We start from the raw sequence: 18740 nt of genomic DNA on the forward strand, positions 1-18740 counted from the left end.
ATTTTTTTACCTTTGCGCCATGCAAAACTACCTCATCAGGAATATAGCCGTGGTAAACGAAGGGCGCACTACGGTACAGGATGTATGGATCAAAGACCACCGCATTGAAAAAATAGCGCCGAATATCACTATCAACGGCAATTACACCGAAATTAACGGGGAAGGCAAACACCTGCTGCCAGGCGTTATAGACGACCAGGTACATTTCCGGGAACCGGGCTTAACCTATAAAGCCAATATTTATACAGAAGCACGCGCTGCGGTGGCGGGCGGCACCACCAGTTTTATGGAAATGCCCAATACCAAACCAGCCGCGCTCACACAGGAACTGCTGGAAGATAAATATACCATTGCCAGGCAACATTCGCTGGCCAACTACTCCTTCTTTATGGGAGCCGCCAACGACAATGTGGAAGAAATACTGAAAACAAACGCCAAAAAAGAAAGTGTTTGCGGCGTAAAAATATTCATGGGATCTTCTACCGGGAACATGCTGGTAGATAACTACCTCACCCTGGAAACCGTATTCTCCAACAGTGAGCTACTGATTGCCACCCATTGCGAAGATGAAAAGATTATCCGCGCCAATATGGAAGCCTACCAGCGGGAAAAAGGGGATCGCCTTACCGCTGCAGATCATCCGCTGATACGCAATGTGGAAGCCTGTTTTGAATCTTCCCTGGTAGCTATCCAGTTTGCACAGAAACACAACGCCCGCCTGCATATCCTGCATATCTCCACTGCAAGGGAGCTTCAGCTGTTTGGCAATATGCTGCCGCTGGCTGAAAAACGGATCACGGCAGAAGTATGCGTTCATCATCTTCACTTCACCGCAGACGATTATGCGCAATACGGCAACCTGATCAAGTGCAACCCGGCCATTAAATCGGCCGACAACAAAACCGCGCTCTGGCAGGGCCTCCTGGACGACCGGCTCGATATCATTGCCACGGATCATGCCCCCCATACCTGGGAGGAGAAGCAACAACCTTACCTGCAGGCCCCTTCCGGCGTTCCGCTGGTGCAACACAGCCTGCTGCTGATGCTGGAATATGTAAAGAAAGGTAATCTCTCCCTGGAAAAAGTAGTGGAGAAAATGAGCCATGCGCCCGCTATCTGTTTCCAGATAAAAGAAAGAGGATTCCTGAGGGAAGGGTATTATGCCGACTGCGTAATAGTGGATCTGCAGGAACAAACGAATGTAAATAAAGAGAATATTCATTATAAGTGCGCCTGGAGCCCGTTTGAAGGTCATACTTTCCCGGCTGCGGTAACACATACTTTCGTAAGCGGGCACCTCGCTTATGCCAACGGCGTTTTCAATGAGAACGTATTGGGGCAGCGACTGGCTTTCAGCCGATAGTATTCTGCTTCCGTAAATGCAGCAGGGATGGCTGCATTTACGGAAATGCCGGCACAGCCTTTCAATTCTTATGGAATTTTTCTATCCTTGCATCTTCCACCGTATATTCACCAAAATGATGCTGCATGCAACTGGACAAAACATCCTACTACGACCTGTCTATTTTTAACCGCGACGAAGAATTCTCCCTGTTCCACCGCCTTGATTTTACTACCACTGCCGGCGGCCGCGAATACCTGCGACAACTGTACAGCAATCCTTTATCCGACATCAATGCCATTAAGAACAGGCAGCGTGCATTGCAATACATCCTGGAACGGGAAAGCAACTGGCCGTCTATCATCTCCAACGGCACCATTGTAGTGGTGGAAAACTATATGGATGCACAGATCGAGCCTATTTCCAGCACTGAAGGCATCGCGCTGTACCTTCATGCAGTGCTCAATAAAACCATTTATGCGCCTGATTATGGTTATATCAAATTCTCGTTCACACAACTGGTGATATTACTGAAAGGCTTCCGCACATTTATTAACGCCTTTAATTCCGACGAAACACCAACAGTGCTGAAAGTGTTGCTGGACAGAGCCCAGCAGCTGCTTAGCAGAAAAGAATTTTATGATATTTTAAAAGCAGATGAAGAAGGTAAATTGAATTTTGTGGAGATCCTGCGTTATGATAACTATATCCGGAAGAAACACAGAAAAGTGATCCAGGAACTGGTAACCCTTTACCAGCAGCTGGATGCCTTCTATGCAATGGCCAAGGCCATCAAACATTTTAACCTGCAGTTTCCTGTTTTTTCCGGCAGCAGCAGACCGGTTATTAAAGCCACCCAACTTTATCATATCATCCTTCCCGAACCGGTGGCATACGATGTAAAGCTCGATGAAGCCGCTCATTTCATGTTTCTTACCGGCGCCAATATGGCCGGTAAAACTACTTTTATCAAAGCCGCAGGAGTGGCCGTGTTCCTGGCGCATATAGGTATGGGCGTGCCTGCACAGGATATGGAGCTAAGCTTCTTCCATGGCATCTTCAGTAACATCCAGGTACAGGATAATATTTTCAAGGGAGAAAGTTATTTCTACAGTGAAGTACAACGCATCAAAAACACCATCCTGCAAATCAGCAACGGTAAAAACTGGCTGGTGCTGATCGATGAAATGTTTAAAGGCACTAATGTGGAAGATGCCCGGAATTGCTCACTGGCCGTGATCAGGGGCTTCCTGCAAAGCACCAACTGCCTGTTCATTCTTTCCACCCACCTGTATGAAGTAGCGGAAGAACTGCACAACGAAAAACGGATCCAGTTCAAATATTTTGAGTCGACCGTTATTGATGATGACCTTCATTTTACCTACCTGCTGAAAGACGGGATTGCCAAAGAAAAAATTGGTTACCTGATCCTGAAAAGAGAGAAGGTACTGGATCTGCTTACGCAGATAAAATAACAGGAAGCATTTAACTGCCGGAGCCTGGCAGCGTTTTCCTGCAGTTAAATGCTTATATTCGTACCTGTTAACCCAGATATCCATATGATTGTTAAAACCTACGGCAGCGCCATCCTTGGCGTAAATGCCATTACCATTACCATCGAGGTAAACGTATCTTCCAAAGGCAATAAATTATTTATCGTTGGACTGCCGGACAATGCCGTAAAGGAAAGCGAACGGCGTATTGAATCCACCATCCAGTGTATGGGATTACGCATGCCCAGAACGCGGACTGTCGTAAATATGGCGCCTGCCGCTATCCGTAAGGCCGGTGCGGCATACGACCTGCCTATTGCCGCCGGTATTATTGCCGCTTCCGGACAGGTTTCGCCCATGCACCTGGAGCATTATGTGCTCATGGGAGAACTATCGCTGGATGGCACCATCCAACCAGTTAAAGGCGCACTGCCCATAGCCATGCAGGCGTTGAAAGATGGCTTCCGGGGCTTTATACTGCCCAAACAAAATGCGCTGGAAGCCGCTATGGTAGATGGTTTGAAAGTATATGGCATTTCACATATTTCCGAAGCCATTCATTTTTTGAATGATCCCGGCAGTCTTACCCCCGTTTCAGCACGGCGTAATGAATTCTATTCCACGCAAAGCGACTTTGGTATTGATTTCAGTGAAGTTAAAGGCCAGCAGCAGATCAAGCGCGCCCTTGAAATTGCCGCTGCCGGCGGGCACAACGCTATACTGATAGGACCGCCGGGAGCCGGTAAAACCATGCTGGCGAAGCGATTGCCAACCATACTGCCACCACTCACCTTACAGGAGGCGCTGGAAACCACTAAAATCCATTCCGTAGCCGGCAAGCTACCGGAGCACTCTTCCCTGATCACTCACCGCCCGTTCCGCTCTCCACATCACACCATCAGCGATGCCGCACTGGTAGGCGGCGGCAGCATCCCTCAGCCGGGAGAAATTTCACTCGCGCATCACGGCGTGTTGTTCCTGGATGAACTGCCGGAGTTTAAACGTAAGGTGCTGGAAGTAATGCGGCAACCTGTAGAAGAAAGAAAGGTAACTATTTCCCGGGCCAGAACGGCTATCGATTTTCCCGCCAGCTTTATGTTGCTGGCATCCATGAACCCTTGCCCATGCGGGTATTTCAACCATCCTGAAAAAGAGTGCTCCTGTGCGCCGGGACAGGTACAGGAATACCTGAATAAAGTATCGGGGCCGCTGCTGGATCGTATAGACCTTCATGTAGAAGTAACACCGGTAAAATTTACGGACCTGTCGTCGACCAATGCTGCAGAGAAAAGTACGTATATACGTGACCGTGTAATTGCCGCAAGGACTATCCAGGCAGGGCGATTTGCCGGTTATGAAGGGATTTACTGCAATGCACAAATGCATAGCCGTTTGCTGGCAACGGTATGCGTGATCAGTGATAAGTGCAGGGAGCAACTGGGTAGGGCCATGCAGCAGCTAAAGCTCTCTGCCCGTGCTTACGATCGTATACTGAAGGTAAGCAGAACAATTGCCGATCTTGAAGGAAGCCACAGTGTAGAGCCTGTGCATATGGCGGAAGCCATACAGTTCAGGAGCCTCGACAGGGAGAACTGGGGGAACTGAGGTTACACTCCCAGGTCTTCTTTATAGCTTTCACTCAGCTTCCGCTGCATTTCTGCAGGAACGGGGGCGTATTCAGCAAAAGTGGACTTTAACTTGGCTTTTCCCTGGGTAACGTTACGCAGCGCAGCAAACAACTTATCTATTTCCGCCTGCGGCGTGCGTGCTTTGATGACCTGGTAACCATTCAGTGTATCCATTCCCGTTATAATGCTGCGATGCGTTTGCAGTTCGCTCATAATATCGCCCATCATTACATCCGGGGCCACTGCTTCCAGGTCGAAAACCGGCTCCAGCAATTGCGGGGCTGCCTGGTGGAACGCCTCGCGGAAAGCCATCATACCGGCTATTTTAAAGGAGATATCGTTACTGTCTACCGGGTGCATTTTACCATCGTATACACTTACACGGATATCGCGTACATAAGATCCGGTAAGTGGCCCTTCCTGCATCTTTTCCATTACCCCTTTGAGAATAGATGGCAGGAAGCGGCTATCGATAGCGCCTCCAACGATACAATTATTGAATACCAGCTTGCCGCCCCAGTTCAGCGCTATTTCTTCAGAATCGCGCACAGTGTGTTCCTTATAGGGCGGCATACCCTCATACCAGGGCTCTATTTTCATAAACACCTCTCCGAACTGTCCGGCGCCACCGGATTGCTTTTTGTGGCGATAGGAGGCCTGAGCCGGTTTCTGGATAGTTTCCCGGTAGGGTATTTTCGCAGCATGGAATGCGACCTGCATTTTATAGATATTTTCGAGTCGCCATTTGGTAACGAGTAAATGCAGTTCTCCCTGTCCGTGAAGGATCACCTGTTTCAGTTCGCGGTTAAACTCTACCAGGAGCGTTGGATCTTCCATATGAATTTCCGCCAGCACTTCGCTGAGCTTTTCATCATCGGCTTTATTCTTCGCTTCAATGGCTACGCGTACTTTGGGGGGAGGGAAATCGATAGGGGTGATTTGTCCGGGGAAATTTTTCTCTGCCAGTGTCTGGTTGGTGACTGTATTCTTCATTTTTAGTGTGCATCCGATATCTCCCGCCTGGAGGCGTTCTATATTATTGCGGTTTTTCCCGTCTGCAATAAACAGCTGGCTGATACGCTCGGTGGTATTGCTTACTTCGTTGATCAGCTCCATACCGCCTTTTACTTCTCCCGACATTACTTTAAAATAGGTAAGTCTGCCGATATGCGGCTCCTGCAAAGTTTTAAAAACAAATAATCCTGCCGGACCGGCAGGATCACAGGGAACAGGTTTGCCTCCGGCAGTGGTTTCCGCAGGCATTTCCACTGCGCCGGGGGCTACATTATCGATAAATCCCATCAGGCGGCCGCTGCCCATATTGTTTTTAGCGGATAAGCAGAACAGGGGAAATACATGATGATTGAGCATACCTATCTTGATACCCTGGCGAAGCTCATCTTCATCCAGACTGCCTTTTTCAAAATACAGTTCCATCAGGGTATCATCATTTTCAGCGGCTTTCTCCACCAGCTCATTGTGCAGCTGATCAGCCCTTTCTTTTTCACTATCCGGGATAGGGAGTTTTTCAGGTTTACCACCGCCTTCCGGGAAGCGGTACATGGTCATTTTCAGGAGATCGATGATGGCATTGAATCCCGGCCCGGTGTTAACGGGGTACTGCATAATGGTAACAGGGCTGCCGAGTACTCTAACGGCATCTTCCACTGTTTTATTAAAGTTGGCCAGTTCTGCATCCAGCTGGTTAACGGCCAGTATGGTGGGCTTCCGGTACTTATCCACATAGTCCCATACCAGTTCTGTTCCCACTTCTACCCCATATTGGGCATTAAGCAGGAGAACAGCCGTATCAGATACGCGGATAGCTGCAATTACTTCCCCGATAAAATCTTCCAGTCCGGGTGTATCTATAATATTGATCTTGTAATCTTTCCATTCGGTGTGCATCAGGGTGGCATATACGGAGTTTCCCCGTTCATGCTCAATATCGTGGTAGTCGGACACGGTATTTTTCTCTTCAATTGTGCCTCGTTTACTGATGATGCCGGCTTCAAATAACATGGTTTCGGAGAGGGTAGTTTTGCCGCTTTTGGGTGCACCTAACAGTACGATGTTTTTGATATGTTTTTCATCATACGTTTTCATATGTGGAGATTTATTTAGATAATAGATATCTCACCTGTGTCTTTACAAAGAACTTACTATTAAGTTAACGTTTTTTGACTAAAATAGCCAGTACTTTTCCCCGGAATATGTGGCAACATGCAGTAACTTTGCACCTCAGGAAAACGGACATATGAAACTATTACTGCATTATTTGAAGAGATATAAATGGTTGGTCGTATTAGCAATGGCTCTGGCCAGTATTAACCAGCTTTTCTCACTGATGGACCCTATGATCTTCGGATGGATCATTGACAGGTTCGCTTCTCATCCAAAAACTTTTAAAGATGGATTATTCCGGCCGGAGAACGAGTACCTTACGGGCGTACTGCTACTGGTGGCTGCAGCCATAGGCGTGGCCATGGTATCCAGGATAGCCAAAGCATTCCAGGATTACTTTGTGAATGTTATTGTGCAGAAATTCGGCGCGCAGGTGTATACTGATGGGCTGAAACACTCCCTCCGCCTGCCCTACCAGCAGTTTGAAGACCAACGCAGCGGCGAAACGCTGGCTATTCTCCAGAAGGTACGGGTTGACTGTGAAAAATTCATTACCGCCTTTGTGAACGTGCTTTTTGTATCGCTGATAGGTGTGGTGTTTGTGATGGTATACGCCACCACTGTGCACTGGAGCCTGCCCTTTGTGTACCTTACCGGCTGTATCCTGCTTACTATCCTGATGAGTGTATTGAGCAGGAAGATCAAGGTGATACAGAAAACGATCGTAAAGGAGACCACCGCACTGGCAGGATCTACCACGGAATCACTCCGGAACATTGAGCTGGTAAAGAGTTTGGGCCTCTCCAACCAGGAGATAAGGCGCTTAAACTCCACTACCATGAAGATCCTGATGCTGGAACTGAAAAAAGTGCGGAGCATCCGCAGTATCAGTTTTGTACAGGGAACCTTCGTGAACCTGATGCGCTCAGCCATCCTGTTCCTGCTCCTGTTTTACATTTACCGGGATGTGGTGAGTATAGGGCAACTGATGACATTACAGCTGTATTCCTTCTTCATTTTCGGACCATTGCAGGAGCTTGGCAATATTATCCTGAATTACCGTGAGGCACAGGTATCGTTGCTGAATTTCCAGAGTATCCTGAATACACCGGTAGAAGAAATGCCCGCCAACCCTGTGAAGGTGACGCATATTGATGAACTGCAGTTCAAACAGGTAGGATTTAAGCACCTCACTGCGGCCACCAAGGCGCTGGATAAAGTGAACTTCTCCGTAAACGTGGGGGAAACCATTGCTTTCGTAGGACCCTCAGGATCGGGAAAAACCACGCTGGTAAAGCTATTGGTGGGATTATACAAACCCAATGAAGGGCATATTTACTATAACGGGGTGGATGCCAACGAGGTAGACATGGAAGACCTTCGCCACCAGGTGGGTTTTGTTACACAGGATACCCAGCTTTTTGCAGGCACCATCCGCGAAAACCTGTTGTTTGTAAACCCCGGCGCCAGCGATGCAGACGTCATGGAAGCGCTGGATAAAGCCTCCTGCTACTCTTTACTGGCCAGGGCCGACAAAGGACTTGAAACCGTAATTGGCGAAGGCGGTATAAAAATTTCCGGCGGTGAAAAACAACGTTTATCCATTGCCAGGGCGCTGCTGCGTAAACCGCGCCTGCTGGTGTTTGATGAGGCTACATCTGCACTGGATTCCATTACAGAAGAAGAAATCACCAAAACAGTGCGTGAAGTAACGGCCACCAAACAACATATTACCGTGATGATTGCACACCGCCTCAGTACTATTATGCATGCCGACCGTATTTATGTACTGGAAAAAGGACATATCGTGGAAGTGGGCAAACATGCAGACCTGGTGGCTGAAAAAGGCCTGTACTATGCCATGTGGAGACAACAGATTGGTGAGCGCAAAACTGAAGCGGTATAGGGTACTTTGGGTGACTAAGAAGTAATTGATTAATTTTGCAGGATGAGTACACAACAGCCCAGGCGCCCTAATTACTTTGTCAGCATGCTGACTATGAAATGTCCAAGATGCAGGAAAGGAAATATGTTCAGGGATCAAAACCCGTTTCATCTCAGGTTTTCAAAGATCTTCAACATGTATGATAACTGCCCCGTATGCGGGCAAAAATACGAGCTGGAGACAGGGTTCTGGTTTGGAACCGGCTATGTTAGCTACGCTTTATCAGTAGCTTTCAGCGTATTCAACCTGATCTGGTTCTGGTTATTTTTTGGGTTAACCTGGAGAGATAACAGCATTTTTATATGGCTTGGTGTGAACGGGGTATTGCTGGTGCTGATACAACCATGGCTGATGCGGCTGTCGAGAGCTATTTATCTTTATTTCTTTGTGTACTATGATGAGGAAACAGCAACACTGGATAAACCCACACATCAACATTAAAACAAAATAACTGAAATAATATGGGGCTGTGAAAACAGCCCCTTTCTTTTTCAACCAAAATCTGAACCAATGGTGGTCAGAAAAGTCTTAATACAAAAACCAATTTTTGAAAACTGAGGGAACTGTTCCTCCTGGCAGGACATTCAATCTGACACTTACTTAAGTAATGATCCTCTAAACTACAAAATCTATCCATATTCCAACCAAAATTTTACATCAATGGTAAAACCAGCCGGTATTTGTACCGGAAAAATGATTTTACTTATCAAGCCCGCCCGTAGGGAGTTTACCTTCAGCCCTGCAAAATTATACAAATCACTAAATATTATAATGTTACTGCGATAATTAATACATAAGTAACCTTTATATATAGTTGTAGGGCTATGACCGGTTCCATAAAATTTAATAGCTTTATCTTTTCAAACAGTTACTCATTGTGCAAAGAACCTTATTATTGCTCCCCGTTTTACTACTGAGCTGCAAGCAGCCGGCCACCAAAACCCCAACCGGATCTACTACTGCCACCACGGCGGATGTGCAGGCAGTGCCAGTATCTTTTACCCTTACCAGTGGGAATACTAACAGCGATAGCGCTGTATTTGAGGCGGCAGGCATTACGGCAGCTATTGTGAATTCCGGAACAGGTATGCAAACCATTCATATTACCCGGGAAGGCAGGCGGCTCATTAATTATATGCGGGCCATTGATGCCGGCGATACCGTTATCCCCATCCCCCAGCTGATGATAACGGGAACGGATACTGTAGTAGGAATCAATACATTTCCCACAGCAACCCGGAAGATCTTCTTTAAAATAAAAAATAACAAAGCTACCTATACCAGGATGACAGATTCCGCCGGCATAAAAAAAGCCCCTGCAGATGCAGGAGCTTTTTAAAAGAAACATTAACACTATTTAAAATCAATCGGAATTGCGAGTTTCACACTGAAATTCCGGCCAACGTTATATACACCTGATCTGCCGGTTACCTCATTGATGGGCGCATATTTCAACCTGCTCAGGTGATTCTGGTAAGCCACATCCGTTAAGTTATTGACAGCGAAATGCAGGGAGAACAACGTTTTATTCTTCCTGTTTACAAAATCACTGCCCAACCCGGCGTTAAACAGGGTATAACCGGAAGTAGGAGTTTCTGTTTCGTAAGCAGAGAACACATCATTCTGTGCAAAATTCAGATCCATCTGCACACCTATATAGGCATTCTTCAACGGGCTTTTTCCTACGTTCTTAAATCTTCCCTTTAATTCAGACAGCCAGCGTGCCGCCGGGATATTGGGAAGATATTTCGTAGAGTCGGTACTGTTAGCAGTAGTAGCTCTTACATAAGAAAAAGTATTCTCAAAATGGAGCCAGTCGATCGGATGCGGGTGAATATCCAGCATCAGCTCACCACCATAAAGATTGGCATCTGTTTGCTGGTACTTAAACGCTGCAAACCCTTCATCGTTATCTGTGGCCGGGATGGAATCCGTACCGGCTGTATTGAACAGCTTACGGGAGAAGATGAAGTTATTGATATGATTGTAAAACAGGCTGGCCGACAGGGAAACGTGCTCGGTGTTAAAATCCACGCCTGCATCTACCTGTGTGCTTACTTCCGGTTTAAGATCCTGGTTGCCATATTCATATTTGATGGTGCCTTCGTGCACACCATTTGCAGAAAGCTCTGCAATGTTCGGAGCACGGAAGCCTCTGGCTGCATTGAGTTTCAGCACCACCTGGTCGCTGGCCTCGTAGCTGAGCCCAACGCTGGCTGATACATTATTGAAATTGCGCTTAAAGGCGTCAAACTTTGCATCACCGGTATTAGCCGGTTTGCCATCTGCATCCAGGAACAGTGATTTGGATTTCAGCGATCGGTTATCGAAACGTACGCCTCCGCTCAGCGTCAGCTTATTAAAGGTTTTGCTGGTTACTGCAAAAGCGCCGAAATCGAACAGGTCGTATGCAGGGATCAGGAATTCTTCCCCTTTATTCTGATTGGTTTGCTGCATCCCGTTCACGCCTACAGTTGTTTGCCAACCGTTCATTTCAGGCAGATAGTATTTCAATGCATAGTTGAAAGTTTGCAGATGCAGGTACAGTTCCGGGGTAGACGGCGCCAGTACATCGCCGAATTCACGGCGCTGGTTCAGCTGATATCCCAGGGTAAGACCAATACGGCCACCATTATGCAGGTACAGGCTGTTGTCCCATACTATTTTCTGGTGATTGATCTGTTGCTTCGGCACTGTCATGCTGTAGGACTTATTATCGCTACCGGTTACGGGTACTTCTTCCTCTGTGCCGTTGTTGTTGATCAGTTTTACAAAATCGCCGTTGCTGTCGCGGTCACCTTCCACCAGCCCAAGGTGCTGGTTAAAGGAGGAGAAAGTGAGGTGTGAATATCCCCACTGTTTGTTGATACCGATATTAGCGCCGAAGTTGGTATTGTTAAAGCGGGAATTAAATACGTAACCGTCATATTTATTTTTATAATCGTGCGCTTGCTTTTGTGTAACAAAGGCGCCCCAGCTAAAGCCGTTGTTATTACCGGCAATATCTGCATGGTATGCCATCAGCCCGTTGTTGGTCTGGTAATTGGCTTCCACGTTACCTTTAATTTTTCCCAAAGGCAGCGGCGCCGGCGGAACAATGTTCACCACACCTGCCAGTGCATCTGATCCGTAGATCAGGGAGGCCGGGCCTTTCAGCACTTCTATCCTGCTTACGTTGTAGTCATCTACTTCAATACCGTGCTCATCGCCCCATTGCTGGCCTTCCTGCCGCACTCCGTCTCCTACTACCACTACGCGGTTATAACCAAGACCGCGGATAAAAGGTTTGGAGATAGCCGGTCCGGTAGAAAGTTGTGTTACACCCGGTACTTTTGCTATCGCATCTATGATATTTGTAGAGATATTGTCGTCGAGATAATCGCGGCGGATCACGCTGATAGGCGTAGGTGTTTTCCTGGCAGATGTAGCCAGGTTAGCGCCGGTAATAACGATTTCATTTTTTTCAATCAGTGTTTCACCAAGCTCAAAATCCTGGATGGTAGCGCCGGATATAGCCACAGGAGCGCTATAAGCCGCATAACCGATGTAGTGTACATCTACCACATATTTTCCTTTCGGCAGATTTTTGATAGTATAATTTCCCTGTGCATCGGCAGCAGCGCCCACGCGGAGATCCGGCAGGTAAACTGTTGCGCCTGGCAGCGGCGTATGGGTCGATTTATCCACCACTTTACCGGTCAGTGAATTCGAATATTCCCCTTCTTCGGGGTTAGTACCGGCATAGGCAGCTGGTAACGCCAGTAACATTACACTCCAAAGCCCGAGTATAAATACACGCAAATAATGCATATCTGAAAAGTATAGAATCTGTAAAAATGAATACCCAACGTGAACAGGTGGTTCACGCTGCAATAAAAAAGCTAAGCCAGGGAGGCGGGCGGCGCTCTGGGTGTGAGATTAAAGTAAGGGACGTGCGTGGTTTCCGGTAACGTAAGCGGAGAAAATATCCAGATTACTTTTTGGACCGGTGGTATGTATATAGTAACAAATAACTCGTATGGCTCTACGCCTATCTGCAGGAAATCGCAGTGCCGGTGTTGTTCGGATATAGTGAGCCCGTCGTGGTGATGGAGGGCATCTGCCGTATCGTGGTGACCTGCAAATTCATGTATAAATTCCCTTGGGATGGTATTTAATATAAATACTCCCAGGAGAATAATTGCTAATATTTTATGCAGATAGCGTTTGTACACGGAGGCAAAGGTAGCAAAATCCATCTATTTGCAACAGCGTTGCACGAATATTAATGAAATTATAAGGTCAGTTTACTTTGAGCATAGGGCGAACCTGCTGTACCGGGCCGTTCTGGAAGCGGGCATAATAAATGCCGTTAGGCAGGTTATGCGCATCAAAGGTGAACGTATAGGTACCGGGCGCATGCACTTTATTCACAGGTATGCCAACGAGGCGACCGGTAGTATCAAAGATCTGCACCAATGTGTTACCGCTGCCGGTAACATAGGTAACGGTAGTATAATTTGCGAATGGATTCGGTGAATTGGTGATGAGTTTTTTATCATCCGTATCCAGGTCGGGCAGGCCCGTGATGGTGCCACAGGCTACGCCGCTGATGAGAGGCAGGCGCTGGTAGTCGTCCCGGAGAATGGTTTTCAATACCGTCTGGTCCACGCAGAACCATTGTTCCAGGATAGATGCGTAGATGGAGCGGAAATCGTACTGCATGGGAATGTTATCAATTACGGAGGAAGCGTCTGGCAGTGCAGGAGAATTTCCCAGCACTCCCTGGTTTACATAATCTCCGAAAAGGATAATAGGGGCGGCAGCGCCATGATCCGTGCCCATGCTGTAATTTGATTTGATACGGCGGCCAAATTCCGAGAAGGTCATACCCACCACCCTGCGGGAAGCGTGTAGTCCTTTCAGATCGTCCATAAAGGCTTTGATAGCGTCTGAAACGCCCCCCAGCAGGTTGGCGTGACCACCTTTACTCGTATCTCCGCCTTCTGTTTGGTTGGCATGGGTATCAAAACCACCCGTGCTTACCATGTAGAGCTTTGTTTTCAGTCCGCCTGCCACCAGGCGCGCCACTATTTTTAGTTGTTCTGCCAGGCTGTTGTTGGCCGGGTAAGCGCCTTGTGAGGTTACTTTTTTTGCGGCAGCAGTAATGGCTTTTTCGTAGCTGTTGGTTTGTTTTGCGATCAGGCGGATGTATTCCAGTTCCTTTCCCCATTTGGTATTGGGAACAGGATCAGTAACCCCATCTATCAGGTTATAAAAGTCTGTAGCGCTGGTAATGGCAATGCCCATGCTGGCATAGGGCCCCTGGAAAGCGGGCGATACAATAGAACCTATCTGAACGGCCAGCGGATCCGGTGCTTTATCATTGGGATAGCCATCCGGAAATCCGGCGTATTGTGTATCAAGATAGCGGCCTGCCCAACCGGTGGTAAGCACCTCGTTGGAATTAGAGCCGGTGAGCCATATATCGGTAGCCCGGAAATGCGAAAAGTTGGGAGAAGGATATCCTACACTTTGAACGATACTTACTTTTCCATCGTTATAAAGTTTTTGTATGCCTGTCATAGCAGGATGCAGACCTGATTTAGTGTAATTATCCAGCCGGAGCACCTTTCCTTCCTGTATGGCAATGTTTGAACGGGCAGCCTGGTATTTACTGTAAATATCCAGCGGGATCACCATGTTAAGCCCATCATTACCACCGGTCATCTGGATCATCACCAGTACATGATCATTGTCGGCGGATGCGGTGCTTAGGGCATCCAGCATAGGGGATGAACCAAAGGCTTTAACAGAAAAGCCATTGATTAAGGTTGGCAGGATAGCAGCTGGCGCTGTATATTTCAGGAAGTCTCTTCTTTTCATAAAAAGGTTTTTCTGCTATCAGGATAATTGATATTCAGACAGGTCCATAATGTATTTATACAGTGCCTGGAGGCGGCTTTCCACGTTATCTTTCAGGGAGGCATCTGTTGGCGAGGCTTTCCAGGCGTTCCATGCCTGGGTCCAGTAATAGTTGCTATCGGGGCTTTGGTCGCTCAGGAGGATCTTATTTTTCAGGAATCCTTTCACGGTATCGGAAACGCCTACACGATAAAGTATATCAAGGGAATCGTTCACCAGCGCCACCGGGTCTTCCGGGTGCGGCAATCTGCTGGCGAAGGCGAGTGTATCTATACGGAGGCCGTTGAACCCGCCGGCGCTTACCAGGCCGTCGCTGAAGCGGTTGCGTTTGGGCAGTGTATCTGTATTGATCCACAGCTCATGGAATGCAGGCGCCTGGTAGTAGGCGTCCCATCCGGCCACCAGCGGGGGATCGCCAAAATCCTGCAGCATAGCGGCGGCCCTGTCGTGCACCACGGCCCATGCTTTATATTGATTAGTGTAATCCGACGGGAAGGGTATGCCATATTCGCGGCAGATACCGATGCAGAAGTCGGCCGGGCTTTTAATAAGACAGGCCATATTGAGCGGATCGAAAAAATGCTCGCTGGTAAAGAGTGCGTTGAGCGTTACTTTAATATCGTAGCCGCTGCTGCGGAAAATATCCGCCAGTGGTGTAATAACGTTTTGTTCCGTGGCGGCATCGATATCATAGTATACAAAGAAGCGGTACAGTTTGCGGCAGATGAACTTTGCCACTTCCGGTTGCAGGAAGATGATCGTCAAAAGCTCATCGAGTTCCTTAGCGCCATCCTGGCCTGTTTTCCCGGAAATTACTTTATTAAGATAGAAGCCTGAAAATTCCTTGTTGCCAAGATCATGTTGTGTGGTATCGAACAGGCTTGTAATATTGGCCCTGTCTACCCGGAAACCGGTAAGCACGCGTGCGGTGGCTCTTACATCATCTTCCGTGTAATGTGAATCCGGTCCTTTTCCTACTGTAAAAAGTTCATGCAGTTCCCTTGCATAGTTTTCATCAGCTGCTCCCTTGGAGTTAAGGTATCCGTTGAGATACACCAGCATAGCGGGATCCAGGGTAATAGCTTTGGTAAGGGCCTTGAAATTACCGAGGGCATGTTGGCGCAGGGTAAGATTATATTGATAGAGGAAACGGCTATCGTTTACCATTCCTGTTTCCGTAACAAAATGATTATGCCAGAAGAGCACCATTTTTTCGTGTATGCTTGCCTGTTGGTTAATCATCTGACCTGTCCACCATGCTTTATAGGATGCGATCCTTTTCCGTTCCAGCATTTCATCGCCGAGTGGGGCTTTGACCCATGTTGCGCCGGGTGTAACGCCGGTATCATCGATACCGTAATTATTAACGGGTGGCAGGGGATCCGGTTGTGCGGTGAGGAGAGTATCCACTGCCTGTTGCATCGTAAGACTGCTGAATGCATTGACGTTTGCGGGTGTAACCCCAAACAGCGTGCGTTTCAGCAGGTGAATGCGTTGCAATGTATCCCATGCGCCGGTATATGGTGTAATTCCGGTGGCGGTACGGGCAATAGTGGTAGCAGTCCGCGTTTGATGGCGATCAGGCGATAAGGTAAGGAATTGTCTGCGATCCATAAAGCGATATGGTTGATGGCTTAGGGGCCGTTTATACCGCCAAATTAATAAAAACTTTAATCTAATAAAAGAGAAAGTGATATTATCTTAATTAAAAGAATCAGAATGATATTTTTTATATCATTCTGATAATTAAATTATCATTATAAATATGTTTATATCATTTTAAATCAATCATTTGCAAAATATTTTATTTGCTTACTGCGTTAAAATCCATTAATTTTGAAACTGTCTGTCAAATACACAGATAGCCTAAAGGGAGCTGCCCGTTCCTGCAAAGAAAGACAGCCCCTTTGGTTTTTGTTTCACAACAAAAAAATTTCACGATGGATTTTTTTAGAGATCCGGCGACCTGCCGGCTGGTACTCAAAATAGTTTTCTTCCTACTTCTTTTTCTTTCTTCCCCACCTGGCTATTCCAATAGTTGTTAGTACTTGTAGTTAATGTGATCGCATTTCCATCACTTTTTTACCGGTGCTCCCGGTAACAGGCATGTTATGCTCAAAATGAAAATCTATTTCTCAAAAATTTGTCGTTTGTATCAATTCAACACTATTAATATCAATCATTTACACATTACAATACAAATATAGTCAATAATTGTTACAGTGGCACATTTTTGTAACATTTTTAAAACCTGATGCATGCAATTGTACAATCACCGCGTTATCAGAATAATACGTGAATCACTAAAACTAACACAACAAGAAATGAGTAATAAGCTGGGCGTATCGCGGGCCTGCCTTATTACATATGAAAATGGAAGATCAAAAGGAATACGTGATTTCTTTTTTGAGAGAATGATTGCGCAATTCGGAATTGATCTGCGTCGGCCTGAAAACCCGCACCGTATTGTGTTTGTGGACAGCACACGAATTCCATTACAGGTATACCAATACCTGAGCACATTGGAAATAAACGAAACATAAAAAAGAAAGGAGCCAATGGCTCCTTTTTTAGTATTAAGGTGAGTTGACCGGTATTATCAGTTGATATTTTCAATGATACCTGCAATGCCTTGTCCACCGCCCACACAGGCGGTAACAATGCCATACTTCTTATTTAATCTTTTTAAATCGCCCAGTAACTGTACCGTTAATTTGGCGCCGGTACATCCCAGCGGATGGCCTAAGGCAATAGCGCCGCCATTGATATTTACGATATCGGGATTGATGCCTAGTTCACGGATAACGGCAATAGACTGTGAAGCAAAAGCCTCGTTCAGTTCTACCAGGTCGATATCCTGCAACGATTTACCGGTGCGCTGCAACACTTTTGGCACCGCTGCTACGGGGCCTACGCCCATGATCCGAGGATGTACCCCTGCGGAAACACATCCTACCAAACGCCCGATGGGCTTCAGTCCCAGCTCATTCACCATACGCTCGCTCATCACTACCACAAAAGCGGCGCCATCAGAAGTTTGGGAAGAATTGCCTGCTGTAACGGAACCACCGGCTGCAAAAACGGGCTTCAATTTTGCCAGCGCTTCCATGGAAGTATCTGCACGTGGTCCTTCATCGGTATCAACGATATAGGAACGTTTCTGCTTCTTGCCTTTTTCATCTACATATACTTCTTCTACGGAAACGGGTAGTATACCTGGCTTGAAATAGCCGTTCTGAATAGCGTTCAACGCTTTCTGATGTGATTTATAAGAGAACTCATCCTGGTCCTGGCGGCTTACTTTGAATTCATTAGCCACTGCTTCAGCGGTGAGTCCCATACCGATATAATAATCAGGATTAGTGCTGGCCACGGTGTAGTTGGGCACTGTTTTCCAACCGGCCACGGGCACCAGGCTCATACTTTCGGTGCCTCCTGCAATAATACAATCGGCCATCCCGGTTTGTATTTTGGCAGTGGCTATGGCAATTGTTTCCAGGCCGGACGCGCAATAGCGGTTCACCGTCATTCCCGGCACATCAATACCCAAAGCCCTTACAGAAATCATACGACCAATCTGTAAACCCTGCTCTGCCTCCGGCACTGCATTTCCTACAATCAGATCGTCCACCCGCTTAGGATCCAGCTGGGGCAAGGATTTCAGTAACCCGGTGATGACATCTACAGCCAGGTCATCAGGCCTGTAAAAGCGAAATCCTCCTCTTTTGGACTTTCCCACCGCGGTGCGGTAGCCGGCAACTATATACGCTTCTTGCATGAAAAAAAGTTTTATAATGAGCTAACGGTTAGATTATCAACATAATGGATATTTATCCACATTTCATCCTTCTTCTCAAATTTAATTAAATAAAGTACACAAATATTCAGAAGATCCGTTAAATTTGCGCTCACGTTTTTTAACAAAGACGGAGGAAAGACTCCCTAGCTCAGTTGGTTAGAGCTACTGACTCTTAATCAGTAGGTCCTGGGTTCGAGCCCCAGGGGGGTCACATGATGGGACAAGTTAGAAATATCTACACTTGTCCCTTTTTTTATGCCCTGTATTTCCTTGTAAATGTTATACATAAGATTGACGTTTGGCTGATACTCCCGAATCGGAATACAATTTATCCTGCCTGCAAATCTTTTCTGTAGCCGATTCTAAGATGTTTTCGATATTTTTTAGCGAGGCATTGAATAACATTAATTCGCTTTCCAGATAAATGATTTTTTGCCTCGCTTCAGATTTTATCTGCTGATATTCGGATGGCTCAATGCTATTGCTGATCCAAACCAAAACGACC

The 18740-nt window shown here is 46.8% G+C and carries 14 protein-coding genes and 1 tRNA gene; 8 read left to right on the forward strand and 7 right to left on the reverse strand.

Features of this window, described 5'->3' with window-relative positions; genetic code table 11:
- The 3 genes from VIM72_RS08345 to VIM72_RS08355 all read left to right on the forward strand — a co-directional run.
- Positions 1 to 1363 (forward strand): dihydroorotase (locus VIM72_RS08345; RefSeq protein ID WP_332002380.1); only part of this gene is annotated, 1363 nt, incomplete at its 5' end.
- Positions 1364 to 1488: 125 nt separating this feature from the next.
- Positions 1489 to 2817 (forward strand): MutS-related protein, encoded by a 1329-nt coding sequence (locus tag VIM72_RS08350; protein ID WP_332002381.1) that lies wholly within the window; start codon positions 1489 to 1491, stop codon positions 2815 to 2817.
- Between the two features lie 84 nt (positions 2818 to 2901).
- On the forward strand, positions 2902 to 4440 hold the full coding sequence (locus tag VIM72_RS08355; protein WP_332002382.1) for a YifB family Mg chelatase-like AAA ATPase: 1539 nt from the start codon (positions 2902 to 2904) through the stop codon (positions 4438 to 4440).
- Between the two features lie 2 nt (positions 4441 to 4442).
- On the opposite strand, the gene VIM72_RS08360 is transcribed toward VIM72_RS08355, so the two are convergent.
- Positions 4443 to 6569, reverse strand: coding sequence for an elongation factor G (locus VIM72_RS08360; RefSeq protein WP_332002383.1), 2127 nt, complete (start codon positions 6567 to 6569; stop codon positions 4443 to 4445).
- Between the two features lie 151 nt (positions 6570 to 6720).
- Between VIM72_RS08360 and VIM72_RS08365 the strand changes: the two genes are divergently transcribed.
- The 3 genes from VIM72_RS08365 (at position 6721) to VIM72_RS08375 (ending at position 9871) form a co-directional block, all read left to right on the forward strand.
- A complete protein-coding gene (locus VIM72_RS08365) occupies positions 6721 to 8493 on the forward strand; it encodes an ABC transporter ATP-binding protein (protein ID WP_332002384.1) in 1773 nt (590 codons plus the stop codon).
- A 42-nt stretch (positions 8494 to 8535) separates the two neighbouring features.
- The gene (locus tag VIM72_RS08370; protein WP_332002385.1) at positions 8536 to 8973 is read left to right on the forward strand and encodes a DUF983 domain-containing protein; all 438 of its coding nucleotides are present in this window, start codon (positions 8536 to 8538) and stop codon (positions 8971 to 8973) included.
- A 436-nt stretch (positions 8974 to 9409) separates the two neighbouring features.
- On the forward strand, positions 9410 to 9871 hold the full coding sequence (locus VIM72_RS08375) for a hypothetical protein (RefSeq protein WP_332002386.1): 462 nt from the start codon (positions 9410 to 9412) through the stop codon (positions 9869 to 9871).
- Positions 9872 to 9885: 14 nt separating this feature from the next.
- On the opposite strand, the gene VIM72_RS08380 is transcribed toward VIM72_RS08375, so the two are convergent.
- The 4 genes from VIM72_RS08380 to VIM72_RS08395 form a co-directional block, all read right to left on the reverse strand.
- On the reverse strand, positions 9886 to 12342 hold the full coding sequence (locus VIM72_RS08380; protein ID WP_332002387.1) for a TonB-dependent receptor: 2457 nt from the start codon (positions 12340 to 12342) through the stop codon (positions 9886 to 9888).
- 71 nt (positions 12343 to 12413) lie between these two features.
- Positions 12414 to 12770 carry a hypothetical protein gene (locus tag VIM72_RS08385; protein ID WP_332002388.1) on the reverse strand — a complete coding sequence of 119 codons (357 nt, stop codon included), beginning with the start codon at positions 12768 to 12770 and terminating at the stop codon, positions 12414 to 12416.
- A gap of 43 nt (positions 12771 to 12813) precedes the next feature.
- On the reverse strand, positions 12814 to 14397 hold the full coding sequence (locus VIM72_RS08390) for a DUF1501 domain-containing protein (protein ID WP_332002389.1): 1584 nt from the start codon (positions 14395 to 14397) through the stop codon (positions 12814 to 12816).
- Between the two features lie 18 nt (positions 14398 to 14415).
- Positions 14416 to 16050, reverse strand: a complete 1635-nt coding sequence (locus VIM72_RS08395; RefSeq protein WP_332002390.1) for a DUF1800 domain-containing protein — start codon at positions 16048 to 16050, stop codon at positions 14416 to 14418.
- 644 nt (positions 16051 to 16694) lie between these two features.
- Here VIM72_RS08395 and VIM72_RS08400 point away from each other — a divergent pair.
- A complete protein-coding gene (locus tag VIM72_RS08400; RefSeq protein WP_332002391.1) occupies positions 16695 to 16979 on the forward strand; it encodes a helix-turn-helix transcriptional regulator in 285 nt (94 codons plus the stop codon).
- A 56-nt stretch (positions 16980 to 17035) separates the two neighbouring features.
- Here the strand turns inward: VIM72_RS08400 and VIM72_RS08405 are convergent, their stop codons facing one another.
- Positions 17036 to 18214: an acetyl-CoA C-acyltransferase gene (locus tag VIM72_RS08405; RefSeq protein ID WP_332002392.1), complete on the reverse strand. Its 1179-nt coding sequence runs from the start codon at positions 18212 to 18214 to the stop codon at positions 17036 to 17038.
- 158 nt (positions 18215 to 18372) lie between these two features.
- On the opposite strand from VIM72_RS08405, the gene VIM72_RS08410 reads away from it, so the two are divergent.
- Positions 18373 to 18446, forward strand: a tRNA-Lys gene (locus VIM72_RS08410).
- Between the two features lie 68 nt (positions 18447 to 18514).
- Here the strand turns inward: VIM72_RS08410 and VIM72_RS08415 are convergent.
- Positions 18515 to 18740, reverse strand: a 226-nt coding sequence (locus VIM72_RS08415) for a hypothetical protein (RefSeq protein ID WP_332002393.1), incomplete at its 5' end; no start/stop codon positions are given.

It is taken from the genome of Chitinophaga sp. (assembly GCF_036569185.1).
Lineage (GTDB): Bacteria > Bacteroidota > Bacteroidia > Chitinophagales > Chitinophagaceae > Chitinophaga.